The organism is Nitrospirota bacterium, from assembly GCA_016180645.1.
Taxonomy (GTDB): domain Bacteria; phylum JACPQY01; class JACPQY01; order JACPQY01; family JACPQY01; genus JACPAV01.
Map to the genome: position 1 here is coordinate 83,900 of JACPAV010000012.1, position 18,131 is coordinate 102,030.

At 61.2% G+C, this 18,131-nt stretch carries 13 protein-coding genes and 1 pseudogene; 8 read left to right on the top strand and 6 right to left on the bottom strand.

Features of this window, described 5'->3' with window-relative positions; all coding sequences use genetic code 11:
* Positions 1-295: 295 nt before the first annotated feature.
* Positions 296-973 (top strand): response regulator, encoded by a 678-nt coding sequence (locus HYT87_09265; protein ID MBI2059946.1) that lies wholly within the window; start codon positions 296-298, stop codon positions 971-973.
* A 214-nt stretch (positions 974-1,187) separates the two neighbouring features.
* Here HYT87_09265 and HYT87_09270 read toward each other — a convergent pair.
* The 3 genes and pseudogenes from HYT87_09270 to HYT87_09280 form a co-directional block, all read right to left on the bottom strand.
* Positions 1,188-1,517: pseudogene (locus HYT87_09270) on the bottom strand (type II toxin-antitoxin system PemK/MazF family toxin).
* Between the two features lie 119 nt (positions 1,518-1,636).
* Entirely contained in the window at positions 1,637-3,115 is a 1,479-nt protein-coding gene (gene arsB, locus HYT87_09275; protein MBI2059947.1) for an ACR3 family arsenite efflux transporter, read from the bottom strand.
* Complete coding sequence (locus HYT87_09280; GenBank protein ID MBI2059948.1) at positions 3,106-3,456, bottom strand: metalloregulator ArsR/SmtB family transcription factor; 351 nt, start codon at positions 3,454-3,456, stop codon at positions 3,106-3,108. The genes arsB and HYT87_09280 overlap by 10 nt, the downstream gene beginning before the upstream one ends.
* 116 nt (positions 3,457-3,572) lie before the next feature.
* On the opposite strand from HYT87_09280, the gene HYT87_09285 reads away from it, so the two are divergent.
* Complete coding sequence (locus tag HYT87_09285; protein MBI2059949.1) at positions 3,573-3,728, top strand: hypothetical protein; 156 nt, start codon at positions 3,573-3,575, stop codon at positions 3,726-3,728.
* Between the two features lie 37 nt (positions 3,729-3,765).
* Here the strand turns inward: HYT87_09285 and HYT87_09290 are convergent, their stop codons facing one another.
* Genes HYT87_09290 through HYT87_09300 form a run of 3 tightly spaced genes read right to left on the bottom strand, consistent with a single transcriptional unit; the run spans position 3,766 to position 9,067 of the window.
* On the bottom strand, positions 3,766-5,670 hold the full coding sequence (locus HYT87_09290) for a NapC/NirT family cytochrome c (protein MBI2059950.1): 1,905 nt from the start codon (positions 5,668-5,670) through the stop codon (positions 3,766-3,768).
* Between the two features lie 18 nt (positions 5,671-5,688).
* Complete coding sequence (locus HYT87_09295; protein ID MBI2059951.1) at positions 5,689-7,782, bottom strand: hypothetical protein; 2,094 nt, start codon at positions 7,780-7,782, stop codon at positions 5,689-5,691.
* A gap of 34 nt (positions 7,783-7,816) precedes the next feature.
* Positions 7,817-9,067 (bottom strand): cytochrome c3 family protein, encoded by a 1,251-nt coding sequence (locus tag HYT87_09300; protein MBI2059952.1) that lies wholly within the window; start codon positions 9,065-9,067, stop codon positions 7,817-7,819.
* A 568-nt stretch (positions 9,068-9,635) separates the two neighbouring features.
* Here HYT87_09300 and HYT87_09305 point away from each other — a divergent pair.
* The 6 genes from HYT87_09305 to HYT87_09330 all read left to right on the top strand — a co-directional run bounded on the left by HYT87_09305 (position 9,636) and on the right by HYT87_09330 (position 17,906).
* Positions 9,636-12,305: a molybdopterin-dependent oxidoreductase gene (locus HYT87_09305; GenBank protein MBI2059953.1), complete on the top strand. Its 2,670-nt coding sequence runs from the start codon at positions 9,636-9,638 to the stop codon at positions 12,303-12,305.
* Positions 12,306-12,319: 14 nt separating this feature from the next.
* A complete protein-coding gene (locus tag HYT87_09310; GenBank protein MBI2059954.1) occupies positions 12,320-13,135 on the top strand; it encodes a 4Fe-4S dicluster domain-containing protein in 816 nt (271 codons plus the stop codon).
* 152 nt (positions 13,136-13,287) lie between these two features.
* The gene (locus HYT87_09315; protein ID MBI2059955.1) at positions 13,288-14,034 is read left to right on the top strand and encodes a molecular chaperone TorD family protein; all 747 of its coding nucleotides are present in this window, start codon (positions 13,288-13,290) and stop codon (positions 14,032-14,034) included.
* Between the two features lie 16 nt (positions 14,035-14,050).
* Positions 14,051-15,016: a phosphate/phosphite/phosphonate ABC transporter substrate-binding protein gene (gene phnD, locus HYT87_09320; protein ID MBI2059956.1), complete on the top strand. Its 966-nt coding sequence runs from the start codon at positions 14,051-14,053 to the stop codon at positions 15,014-15,016.
* A 5-nt stretch (positions 15,017-15,021) separates the two neighbouring features.
* Positions 15,022-16,440: a hypothetical protein gene (locus HYT87_09325; protein MBI2059957.1), complete on the top strand. Its 1,419-nt coding sequence runs from the start codon at positions 15,022-15,024 to the stop codon at positions 16,438-16,440.
* Positions 16,441-16,568: 128 nt separating this feature from the next.
* On the top strand, positions 16,569-17,906 hold the full coding sequence (locus HYT87_09330) for a sigma-54-dependent Fis family transcriptional regulator (protein MBI2059958.1): 1,338 nt from the start codon (positions 16,569-16,571) through the stop codon (positions 17,904-17,906).
* The last annotated feature ends 225 nt before the right edge of the window (positions 17,907-18,131 follow it).

The window sequence follows — 18,131 nt, forward strand, 5'->3', positions numbered from 1 at the left end:
TGCTCGTCTCGGTGCGGCCGGCCGATCCCATGTGCAGGGCTGCGCGGTCGCAATTCGTGGTTGTCCATCGGGTCGAAAGATAGCAGTGCACCATCACGCGCAAGTCACGCAGATGTCACGCCTGAGTCAATTCTTTCATCTGTCTGAAATTTTCGACGAGGGCAGCGGATACCCAGTTTCGCCCCCAAGAAGACAGTTGGGTGCACGGGAGGATCTCAGGACTCGGCCTCCGGGTACGCAAACCCGAGGTCCTCCCCTGCTTGAAACCTCCGACGGGAATCCATACCATGTGCGAATGACGCAAACCATTCTTGTCGTCGACGACGACCCCAATATCCAGAGAATTCTGCAATACACTCTGAGCCAGGCGGGGTTCCATGTGAAGCCGGCCTTGGAGGCGCGTCGGGCGCTCGACTATGCGCGTGCCAAGGCGCCGGATCTGGTCGTTCTCGATATCCAACTGCCGGACCTTTCCGGAATTGAAGTGTGCAGGCTGCTCAAAGAGGATCCTCGCACGAGGGAGATTCCAATCATCATGCTGACGGTTCGGGGCGGGGAGTCGGACAAGGTGTCGGCCTTCGAGACCGGCAGCGAAGACTACATGACCAAACCTTTCAGCACGAAAGAACTCCTCCTGCGCGTGCGGGCCCTGCTGCAACGATCCGGAAAGCCCGAAGCCCTCCGGACTCTTCAGGCCGGTGAACTGACGATGGACCTCGCAGGTCACCGGGCCGAACTGAAGGGCAAACCAATCGAGTTGACGGCCGTCGAATTCCGCCTCCTAGCGCATCTTGTCCAGAATCCGGGCGTGGTGATCGAAAGGGACATGCTGCTTGATCGTGTATGGGGCATCGAGGCGGAAATCGACACGCGTACGGTTGACACCCATGTCTGGCGCTTGAGAAACAAACTGGGGCCACTCGGTCGCAACATCCAAACCGTCCGGAATGTAGGTTACCGCTTCTCGATCTAGTGCACCGTGCAGGAGAATTTGGCGACTTGCATGCACGATGCTGCCCTGTGAAGGAATGCTGGAGGGGGTAATGAGGTCGGTCGTCATGGCCGTCATGCCAATCACGATCCATGAAAATCGCTTGGGAGATGCAGGAGAGGGAGGAACGTTACTAGGAAGATAGATTCTTGAGGTATGCGGGCAACGGCTTCAGGCAAGGGAATTGGAACATTTGTTAGGAGAAGAGGTCACGGAATATCTTGATTGTGTCCCGAGTGTCACGAGCCGTGAGCCTGCCTAATCGGGTGATCACGAGTCCCTTCGACACCGTCGCGATCTTTGCAAGCCGAACCGTGGAGGGCAAGGGCAATCCTGCTTCATCCGAATCTTGCAACGGATGGTCTCCCGGACCCGGTTTCTCTCTTCTGGCCACTTTCGAGGTGATCTGGGCAGTCACAAGGTCCGGCAGCGCTTCAATCTTCCTCGCGCGGCTGAGAACCAAGGCCGGGCGTTTCTTGGAGGCGGTTGGGTCGTCGAAAGGGAAGGGGACGAGGACAACGTCACCGGGTCGGTAGCGCGCGCTGAGGCGGTGGCTTCAAGAGGCCTTGGAGAACTCGGCCCAGTTGGCGCAGCATCCCGGTTCGGGGTCGGGGCATTCCTGCGTGAAGAACCTGGCGCGCAACCTCACGAGCCATCCGTCTCCCAACCATTCTGTCGCACGAGTTGTTTCACCCGCGCCGCGATCTCCTCGCGGATCCGGCGGACCTCCGCAAGGGGACGACCCTTCGGGTCCTGGATGGCCCAGTCTTCGACTTTCGCGCCGGGGATCAACGGGCATTCTTCCCCGCAACCCATCGTAATAAGCCACGAAGCGCCTTTTGAAAGTTCCACGGTCAACCGCCGCGGTTGCATTCGGCTTGCGTCCATGCCGACCTCCTTCAGGACCTCGACGACTTCCGGATGAACCCGCTCCGCCGGGCGAGTCCCAGCCGACAGGGCCCGCGCCTTTCCCGGATCCGCCAGCAAATTGAATATCGCCGAGGCCATCTGTGAGCGTCCCGCGTTGTGGACGCAGGCGAAGATCACCTTCGTTGCAAAGAACCTCCGCCGGAATGCCAGCGACACGTTCACCAATGCCATGAGAACGGGCACTTCGACCAGGGGACCGATCACGGCGGCAAAGGCGGCGCCGGAATCGATTCCAAAGACCGCGACCGCGACCGCGATGGCCAGCTCGAAGTTGTTGCTCGCCGCCGTGAATGAGAGCGTGGCCGTCTTCGGGTAGTCCACCCCGATCTTCCGGCCCATCCAGAAGGAGACCAGGAACATCGCGACGAAGTAGATCAGCAACGGCGCCGCGATCCGCAGGACATCGAGCGGAAGTTTCACGATGAGTTCGCCCTTCAAGCTGAACATCACCAGGATCGTGAAGAGAAGCGCGACCAGCGTGATGGGGCTGACCCTGGGGATGAACCGTGTCTCGTACCAAGTCCTGCCCTTGGCCTTCACCAGGACGAAGCGCGTGAACATGCCGGCGAGGAACGGGATCCCGAGGTAGATGAAGACGCTCTCCGCAATTTGCCCCATCCCGATCTCGACGACGCTTCCGCTCAGGCCGAAGAGCGGCGGCAGGACGGTGATGAAGAGGTAGGCGTAAACCGAGTAGAAAAGCACCTGGAAAATGGAGTTGAAGGCGACAAGACCCGCAGCGTATTCGGTGTCGCCCTTCGCAAGGTCGTTCCATACGATGACCATGGCGATGCAGCGGGCCAGGCCGATCATGATGAGGCCGACCATGTACTCGGGGTGGCCGCGCAGGAAGAGGATCGCCAGGAAGAACATCAGGATCGGCCCGACGATCCAGTTCTGCGCGAGCGAGAGCCCAAGGACCTTCCCATCGCGGAAAACATCGCCCAGCTCTTCGTACTTCACCTTGGCCAGCGGTGGGTACATCATCAGGATCATTCCGATGGCGATGGGGATGTTCGTCGTGCCGCTCTGGAAGCGGTTGACGAACGCCTCGGCGCCGGGGATGGCGTAGCCCACGCCGACTCCCGCCGCCATGGCCAGAAAGATCCACAGGGTGAGGTAACGATCCAGGAAGGAAAGCCGGCGGAGTGAAGTCACGGTCAAAGTTCCCTCTCGACCTGATGTCACCGACATGCGGCCGGTCCCATCGTCTTCCGCAGACGCAGCAGTTTCCTCACGAGGCGATCGTCGATGCGCGGCGACCGGGTCAAGGCCTGGAGAAGACGTCCGCGTTCGGGCTCGTCTTGAGGACGCAAACGATAACGCATCCAAGTCCCCTCCCGGCGGACCTCCACCAGCCCGGCGCCGCGGAGCACGGCGAGGTGGCGCGACACGTTGGGTTGGGAAGTCTCCAGGGCTGCCTGGAGATGGCAAACGCAAAGTTCGCCGTGGGAGAGGAGCGCTACGATCTGGAGTCGTGTTTCATCTCCGAGAGCCCTGAAGAGCTCCGCGAGCGATCGGGACCTTTGCTCGATGCGGATCACTATATGTGTATATTCGCATTTAGGAATATAAGTGTCAAGACCACGGATCCTTGGCTCGAAGATAGGCGCCCTTTCACAGGCCCGTGGCCGGGGTTGATAATCATCCTATGGGACCAATTCGGTTGGGGATCCAGATCGACGGCCGCCGATGCTGGACGCTGTTCGACTCCGGCGCGCGGAACACGTACGTGGTTGTCGATGCGGCAGGGGGATTGCCCCGACGGGTTATCTTCCAGGTGTGTATGAGAGGGGTTGTAGTGTGAAGGCGGAGGGGGTGGACCGTGGGACGACGGGAACGCCCTATTCCGTGTCCTCGTCCTCTTCCGGCAGGAAGCCCTTGGAGAAGTCGCCGGGTTCGTGGCATTCGCGGCAGGCCTCGTGAGAGATGGTGACCGGGCCGCGCGATCCGACGGTGTGGCACACGGTGCACATTTTCTCCTTCGGATAGTCTTCCTTGAGTTCCTCGAAGTGATCGCCGTGCACAAACATTTCTGAGGAGAACTTCACTTCCACTTCCACGCCCTCCATGTTCTTATGGCAGGAGAGGCACGATCGGCCCGCGGCGCGGGTTTCCTCATGGTGGCAGGTGTGGCAACTGTCGGCCGGGACCTTCGCCTTCGGCGGATGGTCGCCGGGATGGCACAAGGTACAGGCCGTTGCTTCTTTGACGTGGACGTCGTGCCGCATCTTCTTACCGGCCGCTTCGACGAATTCCGCCCCTTCAAGTCCGCCATGGCAGACGACGGTGCAGTTCTCCTGGTCGAACGACCGGGGGAGGGCGACCGGGAACGTGAAGCCGGCCAGTGAGGCCACCATTTTCAGATCCTCAGCGCCCTTCTTGAGAAGATCCACCGAGTAGAACGGGTTGTGGATGGGCTTGGCCATCCGGACGAGTCGGGCGTTGGATTCGGCGCGCTTGATCAGGTTGTGGATCTTCCGCCCCTTCGGTCCATTCAATTTCGCCGTTTTCTGTCGAGATTTTTCCACCCCAATCAGAACCGTCGAAATCATGTTCTCCACCACCGGAGTCATGTGCCGGTCGAACCGCTTGAACTCATTTTCGTGGCACGAGGCGCAGGAGAGTGTGCCGGCCACCTTGGTCTGGCCCTCCCAGACCGCCTCGGATCGGGAGTGCTTCGGGATGACGTGGCACCCGGCGCAACTGATGCCCACGATGGCCATCGGATCCGGGCGGGCTTTCACGCCTTCACCGCCGATGCCGAGATACAAGTCCCGCGGCGGGTTGTGCATGTACTCATGGCAGCTCTGGCACTGCTGGTTCTGCGTTTCCGCCAAGTGCTTGTTGAACTCGTGCTTGATGGGATCGTGGCAACTCTCGCACTCGATCTTGTGCACGGACGTATGTTCGATGTGCATCTCGTCCACATTCCCGGCTTTCTCCAGTTTCTCCGGCTCGTTGTGGCAGTTGAAACAGCGGCGGCTGTCCGTCCGTCCGTCGCCGCTCACGACATCCGCGTGGCACCGGGTGCACTCGATATTCCGTTTCACGAAATCCTTGTGCTCGGCTTTGAAGCCCGCCGCTTCGATGGTCTTGTCGGGCGGACCGTGGCAGACGCCGCACTTCCCCAGTTTGGAGTCCTGGGCGATCTTTTGCTTTTCATGCAGGTGGCAGAGAAAGCAGGTGCCCTCGGTCACCTGGACGTGCGACCCGATCACCATCTGCGAGTGGCAACTGGTGCAGCGGAGCTTCATCCCCCGGCGCATCTCCGTGAGGTGCGGCTTGTGGTCGAAATGGATCTCTCGATCTTTGATCTTCCAGGTGACTTTGCTCTTCAGGAGCCGTGTCTCATGGCAGCCGCTGCGAAGGCACGAGGCATCGCTGATCTCGGCGAACGGCTTGCTCGTGTAGGTGTGGGTGACGTAGGAGACGAGCTGTTTGAGCGCCTTCCACTTTCCGCGCATCTCATTCAGCGCACCCGGTTCGAAGTGGCATTCGACGCAGTAGATGTCCTTGTGGCTGGAGTGTTTCCACGATTCGACGTAGGGCTCCATGAAATGGCAGGAATTGCAGAAAGTGGGGGTCACCGAGAACTTGTAGCCCGCGACCAGCGCGGCAAAAAGCGCGATGAAGATGAGTCCGGCCAGGCTTCCGACCCGGATCGCAATTCCCACCGGGTCCTTCCGGCTGAATCCCGTCAGCCAGCCGATATAGCGACGTAATCTGCTCTTCCACGCTTCAACCATTTTCCGAAACTCCTCCGTTCAGAAAAACAATCCTATGGCAATCCCTGCCATGATCGCCGCGCCGAGGGTGAGGGCGATGAGACCGATGACGCGCGCCCTGCGGATTTCGTCAGGCGTCGGCGGCGCCACCAACACATCGCCAGGAATCCCCCCTTCCGTCAGCCGGGCGTACTCCACCGGTCGCTCCGCCTTCAGCCGTTCCAAGGAAATCTTTCCGGTGAAGATCGTGTCATCCATCGGGAAAACGTCCGGCCTGAGATGGGCAACAAAATAGTGGAAGAGAACCACGTAAGACACGGCCAGGAACGCTTCATACGTGTGGACCACTTGGGCCGCGTTGATGACCCATCCCGGCATGAACCGCGTGGCCACTTCCGGAAACCAAAGGACAAGCCCGGAGAGTGTGATGACCGGCACGCCCCAGAGTTCCGCGAGGTATTCGATCTTCTCCCAGTAGGCCCACCGGTCCAGCGCCGGGGCCGGGCCGCGGTAAACGAACCACTTGAGATTCGCCCGGAAGTCCTCCAGGTCTTTGAGTCTTGGAACCATGGATTGCCATCCCCACAGAATGCCCCAGTCCTTCCTCCGGAAGAGGCGGTTGGCCAGATAGACGAAGTGAACAAGGGTGTAGACGACCGAAATTACGGCTGAGGCGCGGTGGATCCATCGCATCGTCTCGATGCCTCCGAGCACCAGCGTGACGAACTGCGCCCACGCCGTCCCGCTGAACTTGATGGAGAAGCCCGTTAGGGCCAGCGTGAGGAAGCTGACGATCATCGCGCCATGGACCCAGCGATGCACGCGGTTGAATCGGACGACGTAGTGCGTGGCCGGCCTCGATTGATCGGCGTCGAATTCCCCTCTCCAATGTCCAATCCATGCTCGTTGCGCCCACAGGAGGTAATGGATTGCGAAAAATCCCAGCGTCCCCGAAACGAGAACGACGAAGAAGAGCCATACCCAGTGGACATAGCGGTTCGCCTCGGGACTGGAGGGGACGGAGTGGGGGTCGTAAGTGATATAGGAGGCCGTCACCTTCTCGTGGCATTCACCGCAGGTCTTCTGAAGATTCGCCGGGTGGATGGAGGATCGCGGATCGTCGGCCGGGAGATTGTGATGGGGGGTGTGGCAATCCGAACATTTCGCGGTGGCGACGTAGCCGAGCGAATACATCTGGCCGTGGACGTTGTCCTTGAACGTCGGGGCCTCGTCCTCGTGGCACTCTCCGCATTCCTTGGCGATGCCGAGCTGAAACTTCCGGCTCGCCGGTTCCTGGATTCCGTGGGCGGTGTGGCAGGTAATGCAGACGGGTCCCGAATCGTCGTGGTCCGCCCACAGTTCCCCGTGCGCGCTCTCCTTGAAGGTCGTCAGGATTTTCTCGTGGCATCCGGCGCAGGTCACCGGCACGTTCCAGGGATGGACTTTCGAGTGTTCGTCGTCTTTGCTGAAAATCGCATGGTTTCCGTGGCAATCCGTGCATACGGCGGAAACGAGGAGGCCGCTGACTTCCACGCCCCGGCCGTGAACGCTTTTCCGATAGCGCTGGATGAAGGAGGGCTTGGGCAGTTCGTGTCCCTCGGTGAGGGCTTCGTCTTCGTGACATTTGGCGCAGGTGTCGGCCAGATTGAAGCGATTGATTTTGGAATCGTGATCCTTGTCCGGGTAGATGTCGTGCTCGCCGTGACAACTCGAACACGTCGGCGCCTCTTCGTCGCCGTCCCGCGCCGCCTCCGCGTGGACGCTTTGGTCATAGTCCTTCGCCGATTTCTTGTGGCAGGCGACGCAGTTGACCGCATCGAGCGTGACGTCCTCTTCGTCGTGATCGTCCTTTACCTCGGCATCCCCATGGCACTTGATGCAGGTCTGTTTCTTGTGGACGGAGCGTTTGAGGACCGCGGTGTCGACGGTGGGCTCCTCTTCCGCGTGGCATTCGAGGCAGTCTCGGTCGGATGACCAAGCGGCGCCCGCCAATAATAAGAGCGGGACGAGCGTCAAGAGGACGCGCTGGATCCCCTTCGTCGTAGCGCCCGGTTTTACACCGGGCGTTGAACCGTCCGGCATGAAGCCGGACGCTACGAGGAAACCGGTGGCACGAACAACCATAGGAAACATCGGGCGGGATAGGGCGCGACGCACTCCAGCGGCGTCACTTCCTTCGCCACCGGCGGATCAGGCCCACCGCGAGGAGGGCGCTGACGACGAACAACCCTCCGACGGTCACACCGATCAAGAGAAAAACCACGGCCGGGCTTTCCGGTTTCTTGAGGATCACGCGTTCGGTGAACCGGACGGAACCCTCGACGAGCGCTCTTAGTTCCTCGAGTTGCACTTGAACGCGTGTGACATCCAGCGAATGGGTGGCTCGCAGGACCTTGAGCCTCGCCTCACGCACCCTTCCGGATTCGCCTTCGAGGAACCGAACGGCTTCCGGTTTGCCCCGGTGTTGTTCCAGTGCCTTGTCGAACCGCGCACCGAGGGCCTCGGCCTCATCGGCCGATGTCTGAAGATCTTTCGCCAGCCGGAGGACCTTTTCCTCGTCTTCGTCGTGGCACGATTGGCAATTGCCCTCCTGGTCGCCGTTCCCCGTAAAGAGCCCCGCGGGCGGGATGGTGTTCTTGTGGTTGCCGTGGCAGTCCGTGCATTCGGGCTCGTCGAATTGGATGAGCGCGGCGCGGTGTTCGCTTTCACGCAGGTATCGCGCGACCTCACGGTGGCAGCTCCCGCAGACCATGGGGACTTGCGAAACCTCGGCCGGCCGCGCGCCGTGGGTGCCGTGGCAATCCACGCACACGGGAACATCATCGGCCTTCGGGGAGGCGCGCTTGCCGAAGAGGATCTCGCCGTGGATTCCCTCCTTGTACTCTTCGACCTGATCCGTGTGCCCTTTGTAGGGTTTCATCTTCTTCGCGTTGGAGTGGCATTCGCCGCACATGTCGGGGACGTTCATCTTGAAAACACGGGACTTCGGATTGTCCTTCGAAACGATATCGTGGACTCCGTGACAGGAGGTGCAGATGGCCACGCGCGTATCCCCCTTGGCGAGGAGTTCTCCATGGCGGCTGGTGCGGTACTCGGAAAGGACGTGGGTGTCCACCCGATAGAACTTCATCCGGCGGATGTCCTCGTGGCATTCGCCGCACATCCGCACGGCTTCCGCGCGGGTGAATTTGCCCTTGAAACCCTTGGATGCGGCGTGGCCGGCCTTTTCGTCCTTCGCCCGATGATCGCCCCCGTGGCATCCGCTGCAACTTACGTCCGAGTCGAAATGGATACCGGCCCGGTGTTCGATGTTGGCTTTCGGAGTGGCTGTGTCGTGGCAGGTGAGGCACTCATCCGGCCCCCCGGGATCGGGCGACAGCAACAGCGAAAACAGGACTACACCGGTCCATGATGCCATAAGCTATTCCTCCAGTTTGTGTCGACAGACGTGTCCGGGCAAGAATGGGCACTTCCAAATCACTGCTGGGCAAGGGTAGCTTTCATCCTCGATTTCCACACTGACTTTGGTCAACCCGAAACAGGACTTAGGATCCGTTTGAAAACCCCATCATTGCCGGGGCGCATCTCTTGGTAGGCGCACCCCCATGCCGAGGACGGTATGGGGCCATGAGATGTCGCCGTGCCACGGATGGCACGGCATGTCACATGGCCTTTAGGGTGCGTTTTCGGACGCAGGCTAAAGCCTGCGGCTACCGGTCCAGTGCGTTTTCAAACGAGGCCTGGTGCGGATTCGAGGCAATCTCATAGCCCCGCTGGAAAGACGATCTTTTCCTTGATGGCCGTCATCACACGGGTTTTCAGGCTTTGGCATAGTGCTGCACAAATGCGTCAGCAGTGCCACTGCTCTGATTCGATATCGCACGCACATTCCATGCGTGAATACGTAGGGGAGGGTGTCTACACCCTCCCAATCGGGAGCATCTGAAGATGCTCCCCCACGAACACGTAGAAACGAGGAGGTTCGCATGAAGCAACAGATAACCCGAAGAGATTTCATGGCGACAACCGCCGCCGGCTTGGGCAGTTTCCTCGTTCTGGAAACCCTTCAGAGTTGCGACGGTGGCGGGAAAAAGGAAGAAATCTGGAAGACACCCCCGGACCTTCACGCCGCCTACCCGATCGAGTTCACGGAGGAGACGAAGTACACGAGCTGCTGGATCGGCAAACAGGATTGCGGGATGACGGCGCGCGTTCTCACGCAAACGATCGGGGACCGGGAAGTCAAGAGGATCGTCAAGTTCGAAGGAAATCCTGACAACCCACGAAACAACGGCACGCTCTGTCCGAAGGGTTTCGCGCAGCTTCAGGGTATCTACGACTACAACCGCGTGAAAACCCCCCTCAAGCGAACCAATGCCAAGGGAGAAGCCGGCGCGTTCGTCCAGATCAGTTGGGACGAGGCCCTGAACACCGTGGCGGACAAGCTGAAAGCCGCCAAGAGCGCCTCTTCCTATGTCTTGTGGCAGAAAGGGCGGAGCAAGTCGGAGCCTCTGTATGACGGCGCGTTCATCAATGCGATGAAGGAGGCGGGCTACAAGAATTACAAGATCGGCCACGGGGCCTACTGCTCGGATAGCGGCTATCGCGCGGCGGAGTATACGATCGGCTACCATGGCGTGTACCACCCCGATTTCAAGAACACCAAGTACCTCCTCTCCTGGGGATGGAACCTCACGAGCGCCGGCGGGAACAAGTTCTGCTTCATCACGTGGCCGCAGGAATTCGTGAAAGCCCGGGCCAACGGAATGAAGGTGGTGGCGCTCGATCCGTTCCGCCGGGGAACCGGCCCGCACGCGGACGAGTGGATCCCCAACAAGCCGGGCACGGACCTCGCCTTCTTCCTCGGCCTCCAGCACTACCTCGTCACGAACGGCCACCTGGACAAGGACTATCTCAAGACCTACACCAACGCCCCGTACCTCGTGAAAGACGATGGCACGGTGGCGAAGGTTACGACCACCGCCTCTGACGGCACCCAGACGTCGAAGGAATTGGTCTGGGACACGAAAACGAGCGCGGCCGTCGCCTACGACACCGCGGGCATCGACCCAGTGCTCGACGGCTCCTACACGGTGGACGGCGCAACCGTCAAGCCCGCCCTTGAAAGGATGAAAGACCACCTGACGGGCAAGGGCTACACACCCGCATGGGCGGACTCCACCTGCGATATCCCTTCTGGGACCGTTGAGCGCGTGGCCAGGGAATTGGCGTCCAACGCGAACATCGGCGGGACGACCACGATAGACGGCATCACCCTCCCCCTTCGCCCCTCCGCGATGATGGCCTACCATGTGACCCAGCAGGAACTTGGGATGCCCGCCGGCCGCGCGGCCATCATGGTGTTCATGCTCCTGGGCGCCGTGGGCGTGCCGGGGGGAACCCAAATAGACATCGGAGCGACGGCCCTGCATGAGAACTACAAGAAATTGGACGAAGCCGGCATCAAGGACGGCCCCTACAACTGGGATCTCAGCGGCAGCAAGTTCTTCCCCATCAAGACCACGAATCCATCCTTCCTGGCAAACATCTGGCTTAACCCGTCCAAGTACGGTGTGAACGAGGCGACGCTCCCGAAGGTCGCGATCTTCCACATGAACAACGGCGCCGTGTCGTTCGCGGACAGCAAGACGATTCGAGAGGCGTGGAAGAGGATCGAGTTCGTGGTGGACATCAACCCGTGGCTCTCCGATACGGCGAGTCTCTTTGCGGACGTCATCCTACCCGCGGCCACCATCGAGAAATACGAGGGACCGGGCAGCGGCAAGGCGCTCTATGAGAAGGCCGATTCCCTCCGAATGCCCCCGATCCCGGCGCTGTGGGAGTCCCGCGGCGAGATGGAGATCTACATCGACATCGCCGACCGGGCCGGGTTCCTCACGGGCGACAAGGGCCTTGTCGCACAGCTCAACAAGGAGCTGTCGCTCTCGGGCAACAAGATGGATGTGAGCTCCAAACCCACCGTGCGGGACATGTTCGATCGCTGGGCGAAGGACAAGCTCGGCAAGGCGGACGGCATCGCCTACCTTGAGCAGCACGGCAACACCGGGCGCAAGGCGATCTCGGCGAAAGACGCCTATCCCGCCGCCCAAAGCTATGCGGGAGCGAAGCACCGCCTGTACGGCGAGTCGCTCCTCAAGTACCAGACCACGATGAAGGGAAAAGGCGTGGAAGCGATCTACTACCAGGACTACACGGCGTTCCCCACGTGGAGGGCGCCGACGATGTATTCCTCGCCGGGCACGTATGATCTTCACTTGATCAGTTACAAGAAGATCGAGCACAAGCAGAGCCGGTCGAGCTTCGTGCCCTTGCTCGCCGAGCTCGCGCCCAAACAGGGTCTGGTCATCAATTCCGCAACGGCGAAGGCGAAAGGCATTGCCGAGGGTGATGCCGTGACCGTGACCAGCCACAATGCCGTTACGGGCGAGACGCGGTCGATCAGGACCGCCGCCCGCCTCGTCGAGAGTATCCGCCCGGACACGGTGGCCCTGTCGCACCATTACGGGATAACGACGCACCCCAACGCGAAGGACCAGGGGCCCACGCCAAACGAGCTCTTCTTCACGAGCGAGGGCTACGTCCAGTGCACGATGGATGCGTCCTTCCAGGTGAAGGTCGGCGTCTCCAAAGCGTAAGGAGGTAACGAACCATGGCACGATACGGAATGGTCATCGATCTCTCAAAATGCATGGGCTGCCGCGCCTGTATGGAGGCGTGCAAGACGGAGAACGGAACGCCCCTCGGCCACTTCTTCATGTACACGTTCCGATGGGAAGAGGGAACGTATCCGAGTTCCACGATCCGTTTTCTGCCTCGCCCGTGCAACCATTGCGACAACCCGCCCTGCGTGAAGGCCTGCCCCTACGATGCGCGGATCAAGTGGAAGGGCGGGCTCGTTCTCACCGACGTGGACAATTGCCGCGGCGTGCGTTACTGCGAACAGGCCTGTCCCTATGGCGTGAACTATTTCAACGCCAAGAAGCCCGAGGAGAACTACGGGCTTGATTACGGCCACGCGGACCTTGCAAGCACCACCGGTGGCGCCGTCCCGCCGTATTGGAAACCGGAACTGGAGAAGGCGTACTCCTGGGACGAGGATCCCAAGAAAAAAATAGAACGGCGCGTGGCAGGCGCGGGACACCGCGAGAACACCGTCGGGAAATGCACCTTCTGCGTCCACCGTCTGGAGAACGGCATCACGAAAACGGCCTGCCAACAGGCCTGCCCCGTCGGTGCGATCATCTTCGGCGATCTGGACGACGCCGGCAGCGACGTGGCCAAGGCCTTGGCCTCGCGCAAATCGGAAACGTTCCGCCTCAAGGACGTGGCCCAGACCGAGCCCAAGGTCTACTTCATCGGCAAAGCCCCGGCCGCCGCGGCTCACCTCATTGAGCAGATTCCCATTCCGGCCGACGTTCAGAAACTGGGCAAGACCGAATACGAAGGGGGTACGATCCCCTGGTAACAAGCCCACCCCCACGGGGATCCTCCCCCACGAGGGGCCATTCCTTCGTAGAAAGCGAAGCATCCCGTAGGGGAGCAGCTTTAGCTGCTCCCCAGAAGGGAGGACCCCGTGCCACGGAGGGCACGGGGCCATGCAATGTCGCCGCGCCAGGGGTGGCGCGGCATGGAACATGGCCTGAAGGTTCCCCCCTACACCGCCAAACCGCCTATCGTTTCTTCGCCGGCCTGCTTCTCTACCCCGAGCCCGACCGCATCGAGCACCTGAAAGCCGCCGCCCGGTGGCTGGCGGAGGGTGACGCCGTAAATCGTGAACCCGTGAACCAGAGCCGAGGAATCGGCAAACGGACGGACGGGATCACGGGATCACGGGATCACGGGATCACGCAAGCCGTCCTCTCCCTCAACGGCGACCTCCAGGACGGAGGAAGTGCCGCGGGAGGGCGGGAGCCCGGAGCAGCCAATCTCGCCGACCTGCAATCCGACTACGTCCGCTTCTTCCGCTCCAGCCGCCATGACTTCTGCTACCCGTACGAGGGAGCCTACGTGGATCCGGAGATGAGCGCGGCTCTCTCGTTCCGGCTGGAGTCCGAATACGCCCAAGTCGGCGTCCAACTCTCCGTCAAGGATTTCCCCGACCACGCGGCCACGGAACTTGAGTTCATGTCCTATCTCTGCGGACTTGAAGCGCGGGCGGCGATGGAAGGGTACGGAGATGCCGTGGCCGGCTGGCGCCGCCGGGAGCAGATTTTCCTGCGTGACCACCTGGGCAGATGGTTCCCCCAGTTCGCCCGTCGAGTGGGCGAAACGTCCAGGGGATTCTACCGCGGCGTCTGCGCCGGGGCGGCCGACTTCATTGCCTCCGACAAGACCTGCCTGGAAAGGCTGACCCCCGTCATGTAACCCCCACGGGGGAGCTGTGAACATCCGCTCCGCCGTGTCCAAAGGCGCCTGGGTGCTCGTCGGAGGCATCGCCCTGACCGCGGGCTTTCTCGCCGTGGAAAGCTGGTGGTCCGCGCGGGAGGGGAGTAGACCCTTCGATATCCGCACGGGGTCGGACAACGTTCTCAAGGCGGATAGCCCTGTCCATCCGCTGAGAATCGCCATCGCGCCCGTCCTTTCGGTCAATCGGACAATCGAGGGATACCAGTCCATTGCGGACTACCTCTCATACCGTCTGGCCGGCCCGGTCCGACTCGTCCAGCGGAAAACCTACGGCGAAGTCAACGAACTCCTTCGCCATGGGACGGTCCAGGCCGCCATCATCTGCACCGGCGCCTACATCCAGGCTCAGGCGGACAGGGTCCCTCTCGACGCCATTGCCGTTCCGATCTACACGGACGGGCCGGTGTACTATTCCTTCATCATCGTGCGCGCGGAGGATGCCGCTCGCACGATGACCGATCTGAAGGGGCGCTCGTTTGCCTTCAGCGACCCGCTTTCTTTGAGCGGCCACTACTACGCCCTCTCCATGCTGTTGGATAGGGGAGTCAATCCCGGGGAATACTTTTCCGGGACGACGTTCACCTACAGTCACGACGGCAGCATCAAGGCCGTGGTGGATGGAATCGCGGACGGAGCCGCCGTGGACAGCCTCGTCTATGACTACGAAGTTCGCCACAACCCGGCCCTTGCTAGGTCGCTCCGGATCGTCCACCGTTCTCCGCCGTTCGGCTCGTCGCCCGTGGTGGTACCGAGGGCTCTCGAGCCGCCTCTCCGAGCCCATCTTCAGAAGGCATTTCTGAACATGGCCGATTCCAAGCTGGGAAGGGATACGCTCGATTCGCTCGCCATCCGGCGTTTCGAGGCCCCGCCGCCCGGACTATACGATTCCGCCGAGAACATCATTCGCAAAGTCGATCGCTACCTCCAGGGCCACCGGTAGGTGCCATGTTCGCCCGGCTCGTGCGCCGACCCCTCAAGCTTCGGACGAGAATTTCGGCATCGTTTGTCATCCTTCTAGCCATCTGCGTCGGGTTTCTGGCCATCTCACTCGGGTACCTCGTTTCAAAATCTTCCCTCGGTTTCTACCGTGAGAGGGGCGTCCACATCACGAGCGCCCTCGCCGCGCAGGCCGGCCCGTTGGTCTACTATGAAGATCTGACGGGGCTGGCCAATCTCCTCCAGTCGCAAATGAAGGCGATCCCGGACATCCGGTATATCGCCGTGCTGGAGCCGGATGGTCGCCCCATTTGGAGCACGTTCCCGTCGGGACTGCCGGCCGATCTCCTCGCCGTGCCGCACGAAACGAAGAGAAGTTCCGAAGTGTCGGCGCGGATCGTTCGCATGGCTGAAAAATTGCTCTATGACTATGAAGTTCGGAAGGGTCAGGTGGTCGTCCGGATCGGTATGACGCTCTCCCCTGTACAAGCCCTCAACCATGCGATCGTGATTTCCGCGGTGTGGATCGGATGCGGCTGCATCCTTGCGGCGGTGCTCCTGGCGCTGTACATCAGCCGCCCCTTGGAGGCCCTCAGCTCGGCCATTGAACGGGCCGTCGTCCTCGATCGTCGCACGGGAGGCGGAGAGGGGGTTAAAGATACTCTGGAAACCTCCGCCATAGCGGGACACTTCCATGATCTCATGGCTCGATTGGAGGAACGAACCAAGCAGCTCGACGCCGCGAAGAAGCTCGCGTATCTCGGCGAGGTCTCGGCCACGATAGCCCACGAGGTCAACAACCCCCTCGGTGTTCTGGCTATGAACTCCGAGTTTCTGGAAGATCGGGCGCGTTCGGGAGAATTGACCCCTGATGCGGCGCGGGAGGTCGCCCGATTGAGGATCGCGTCCAGGCGGGCCACGTTGGCCGTACAGAAATTTCTCCAGTTCGCGCGGTACACGACGGCGGGCGGCCTCCGGCCGCGACCGGCCAAACTTCCCACAATGGTCCAGGAGTGTGTGGAACTGCTGGGGGACAAGATCCATCTTGCCCGATGCGTCATCCGCACAGATATTCCGTCCAACCTCCCGCCGGTCATGTGCGACGGCCAGGGCCTCCAGCAGGTCCTGTTCAACTTCTTGACCAACGCCGTGGACGCGAGTCCGGAGGGGGGGGAGATCGTCGTTCGCGCGTCGCTTGACGGTGATGGCCTTCATCTGCAAGTCTCGGATCAAGGAAAGGGAATGAGTGAGGACGAATTGAATCGCGCGACGGAACCGTTTTTTACGACCAAGGAGGAAGGTTTGGGCCTGGGTCTGGCCATCTCGCATTCCATCGTGCGTGCCCATGGGGGAACGTTGGAGTTGCGGAGCGAGGCCGGCAAGGGCACGACTGCCACGGTGATTCTGCCCACCAAGGGGCTTGCCTGAGTGCTGTTCCTGAGATCTCCGAAACGTAGGGGAGCATCTTCAGATGCTCCCGCCTTGGGAGGGTCAAAAGACCCTCCCCTACAAGAACATGCCGGGACGACACCGCCCTGGGAATCCCTCTAGGTCCGATGGAAATCGATTCCCACGCGAAGATCCTCGTCGTCGAAGACGATCAAGCCATGCAGGAAACTTGCCGCCAGGCCCTCGGGAAGGTCGGTTACGAGACGGTCGGGGCGACGTCCCCCAGAGAGGCGGAGCCGATTCTGCTCAAGGAAGACATCGATCTCGTGGTGACGGACCTGAAGATGCCTCATGGAGGCGGCCAAGAGGTTCTCCGCACCGCCCGGAAGATTTCACCGCACCTTCCCGTCATCCTCATTACCGCCTATCCTTCCGTCCAATCCGCCGTGGACATGTTCAAGCGCGGCCTGGCGGACTACCTCACCAAGCCGTTTACCGTGGACCAACTCCGGCAATCGGTCCGCGCGGCGTTGCAAACCGGCCACGCGAGGGATCGATCGGAGTTGCTGCGGCAAGTCGGCCCGTCGGATTGGGAGGCGCCGGGGCTCGTGGGCGCCTCCGCGAGGGCGCGGGCTCTGCTCGCAGAAATCCGCCGCGTTGCAGCGGCGGAAGCGCACGTTCTTGTTTCAGGTGAAGCAGGCGCGGGACGAGAGGCTGTCGCGCGCGCCATCCACCGCTTCTCGGCCCGATCCGTGGGACCCTTTGTCGTGCTTCACTGCGCCTCGATCGAGGATTTTCCGGCGGCGGAGAGTCGGAAGGGCGGATGGGCGGGGGCCTTGGAGCAGGCATCGAGAGGCAGCCTCTTCCTGGATGAGGTGGGCGATCTACCTCGCGAGTTCCAGCCGAAACTGCTCGGCCTGGGTGTGGCGCGCGGAGGGAAGATCGCCGGGTCCACCGATGCGAGGGTTCTGGCCGCAACGTTCAAGGATCTACGCGAGGAAGTGCGGGCAGGCCGATTCAGGGAGGATGCCTACTATCATCTCGCCGGACTCGACATCCATGTCCCGCCGCTTCGCGAACGTCTTGAAGACGTGCCCGCCATTGCCGTCGCGATTCTCGATCGAATGCCCGGCAGGGGGGAATCGCCCGAGATCGCCGGATTCGCGGAGGAGGCATTGGAACGGCTCTCGACGTATGCGTGGCCCGGCAACCTGCGGGAACTGGAGAACACGATCCGCAAGGCGGTGGCCCGAGCCGAAGGGCCGCTGATCAAGGCGGAGGATCTTGATCTGGGTGGATCGCTTTCCGCTGCCTCCAAGAAGGGCGCAACCGAGAAAGCCTCTCCCCGCGACCTGGCCGTCGGCGAATACGAAAGGAAATACATCACCTCCGCTCTTTCGGACCACGACGGCAACATCAGTCACACCGCGATCGCTCTCGGCGTCCATCGCACCACCCTCCAGCGGCTCATGAAGAAGCACGGCATCACCGGCTCCGGCCGGTAGTGCCGCAGCCTCTTCTTGGTCCCTGTAGGGGAGGGGTCTATCCCCCTCCCGTAGGGGGGAGCCCGCAAAGGGCTCCCCTACGGCCTCAGCTCGACTTTTGCCATTCTTCCATGCTGTGTGAACATCGCTCAGAATCTCGCTCGGATGGGAAGGTATCTTCAGACACCGCTCAAGCGATTCGTAGGGGAGCATCTTCAGATGCTCCCTCTTGTCGGGAGGGTCTGA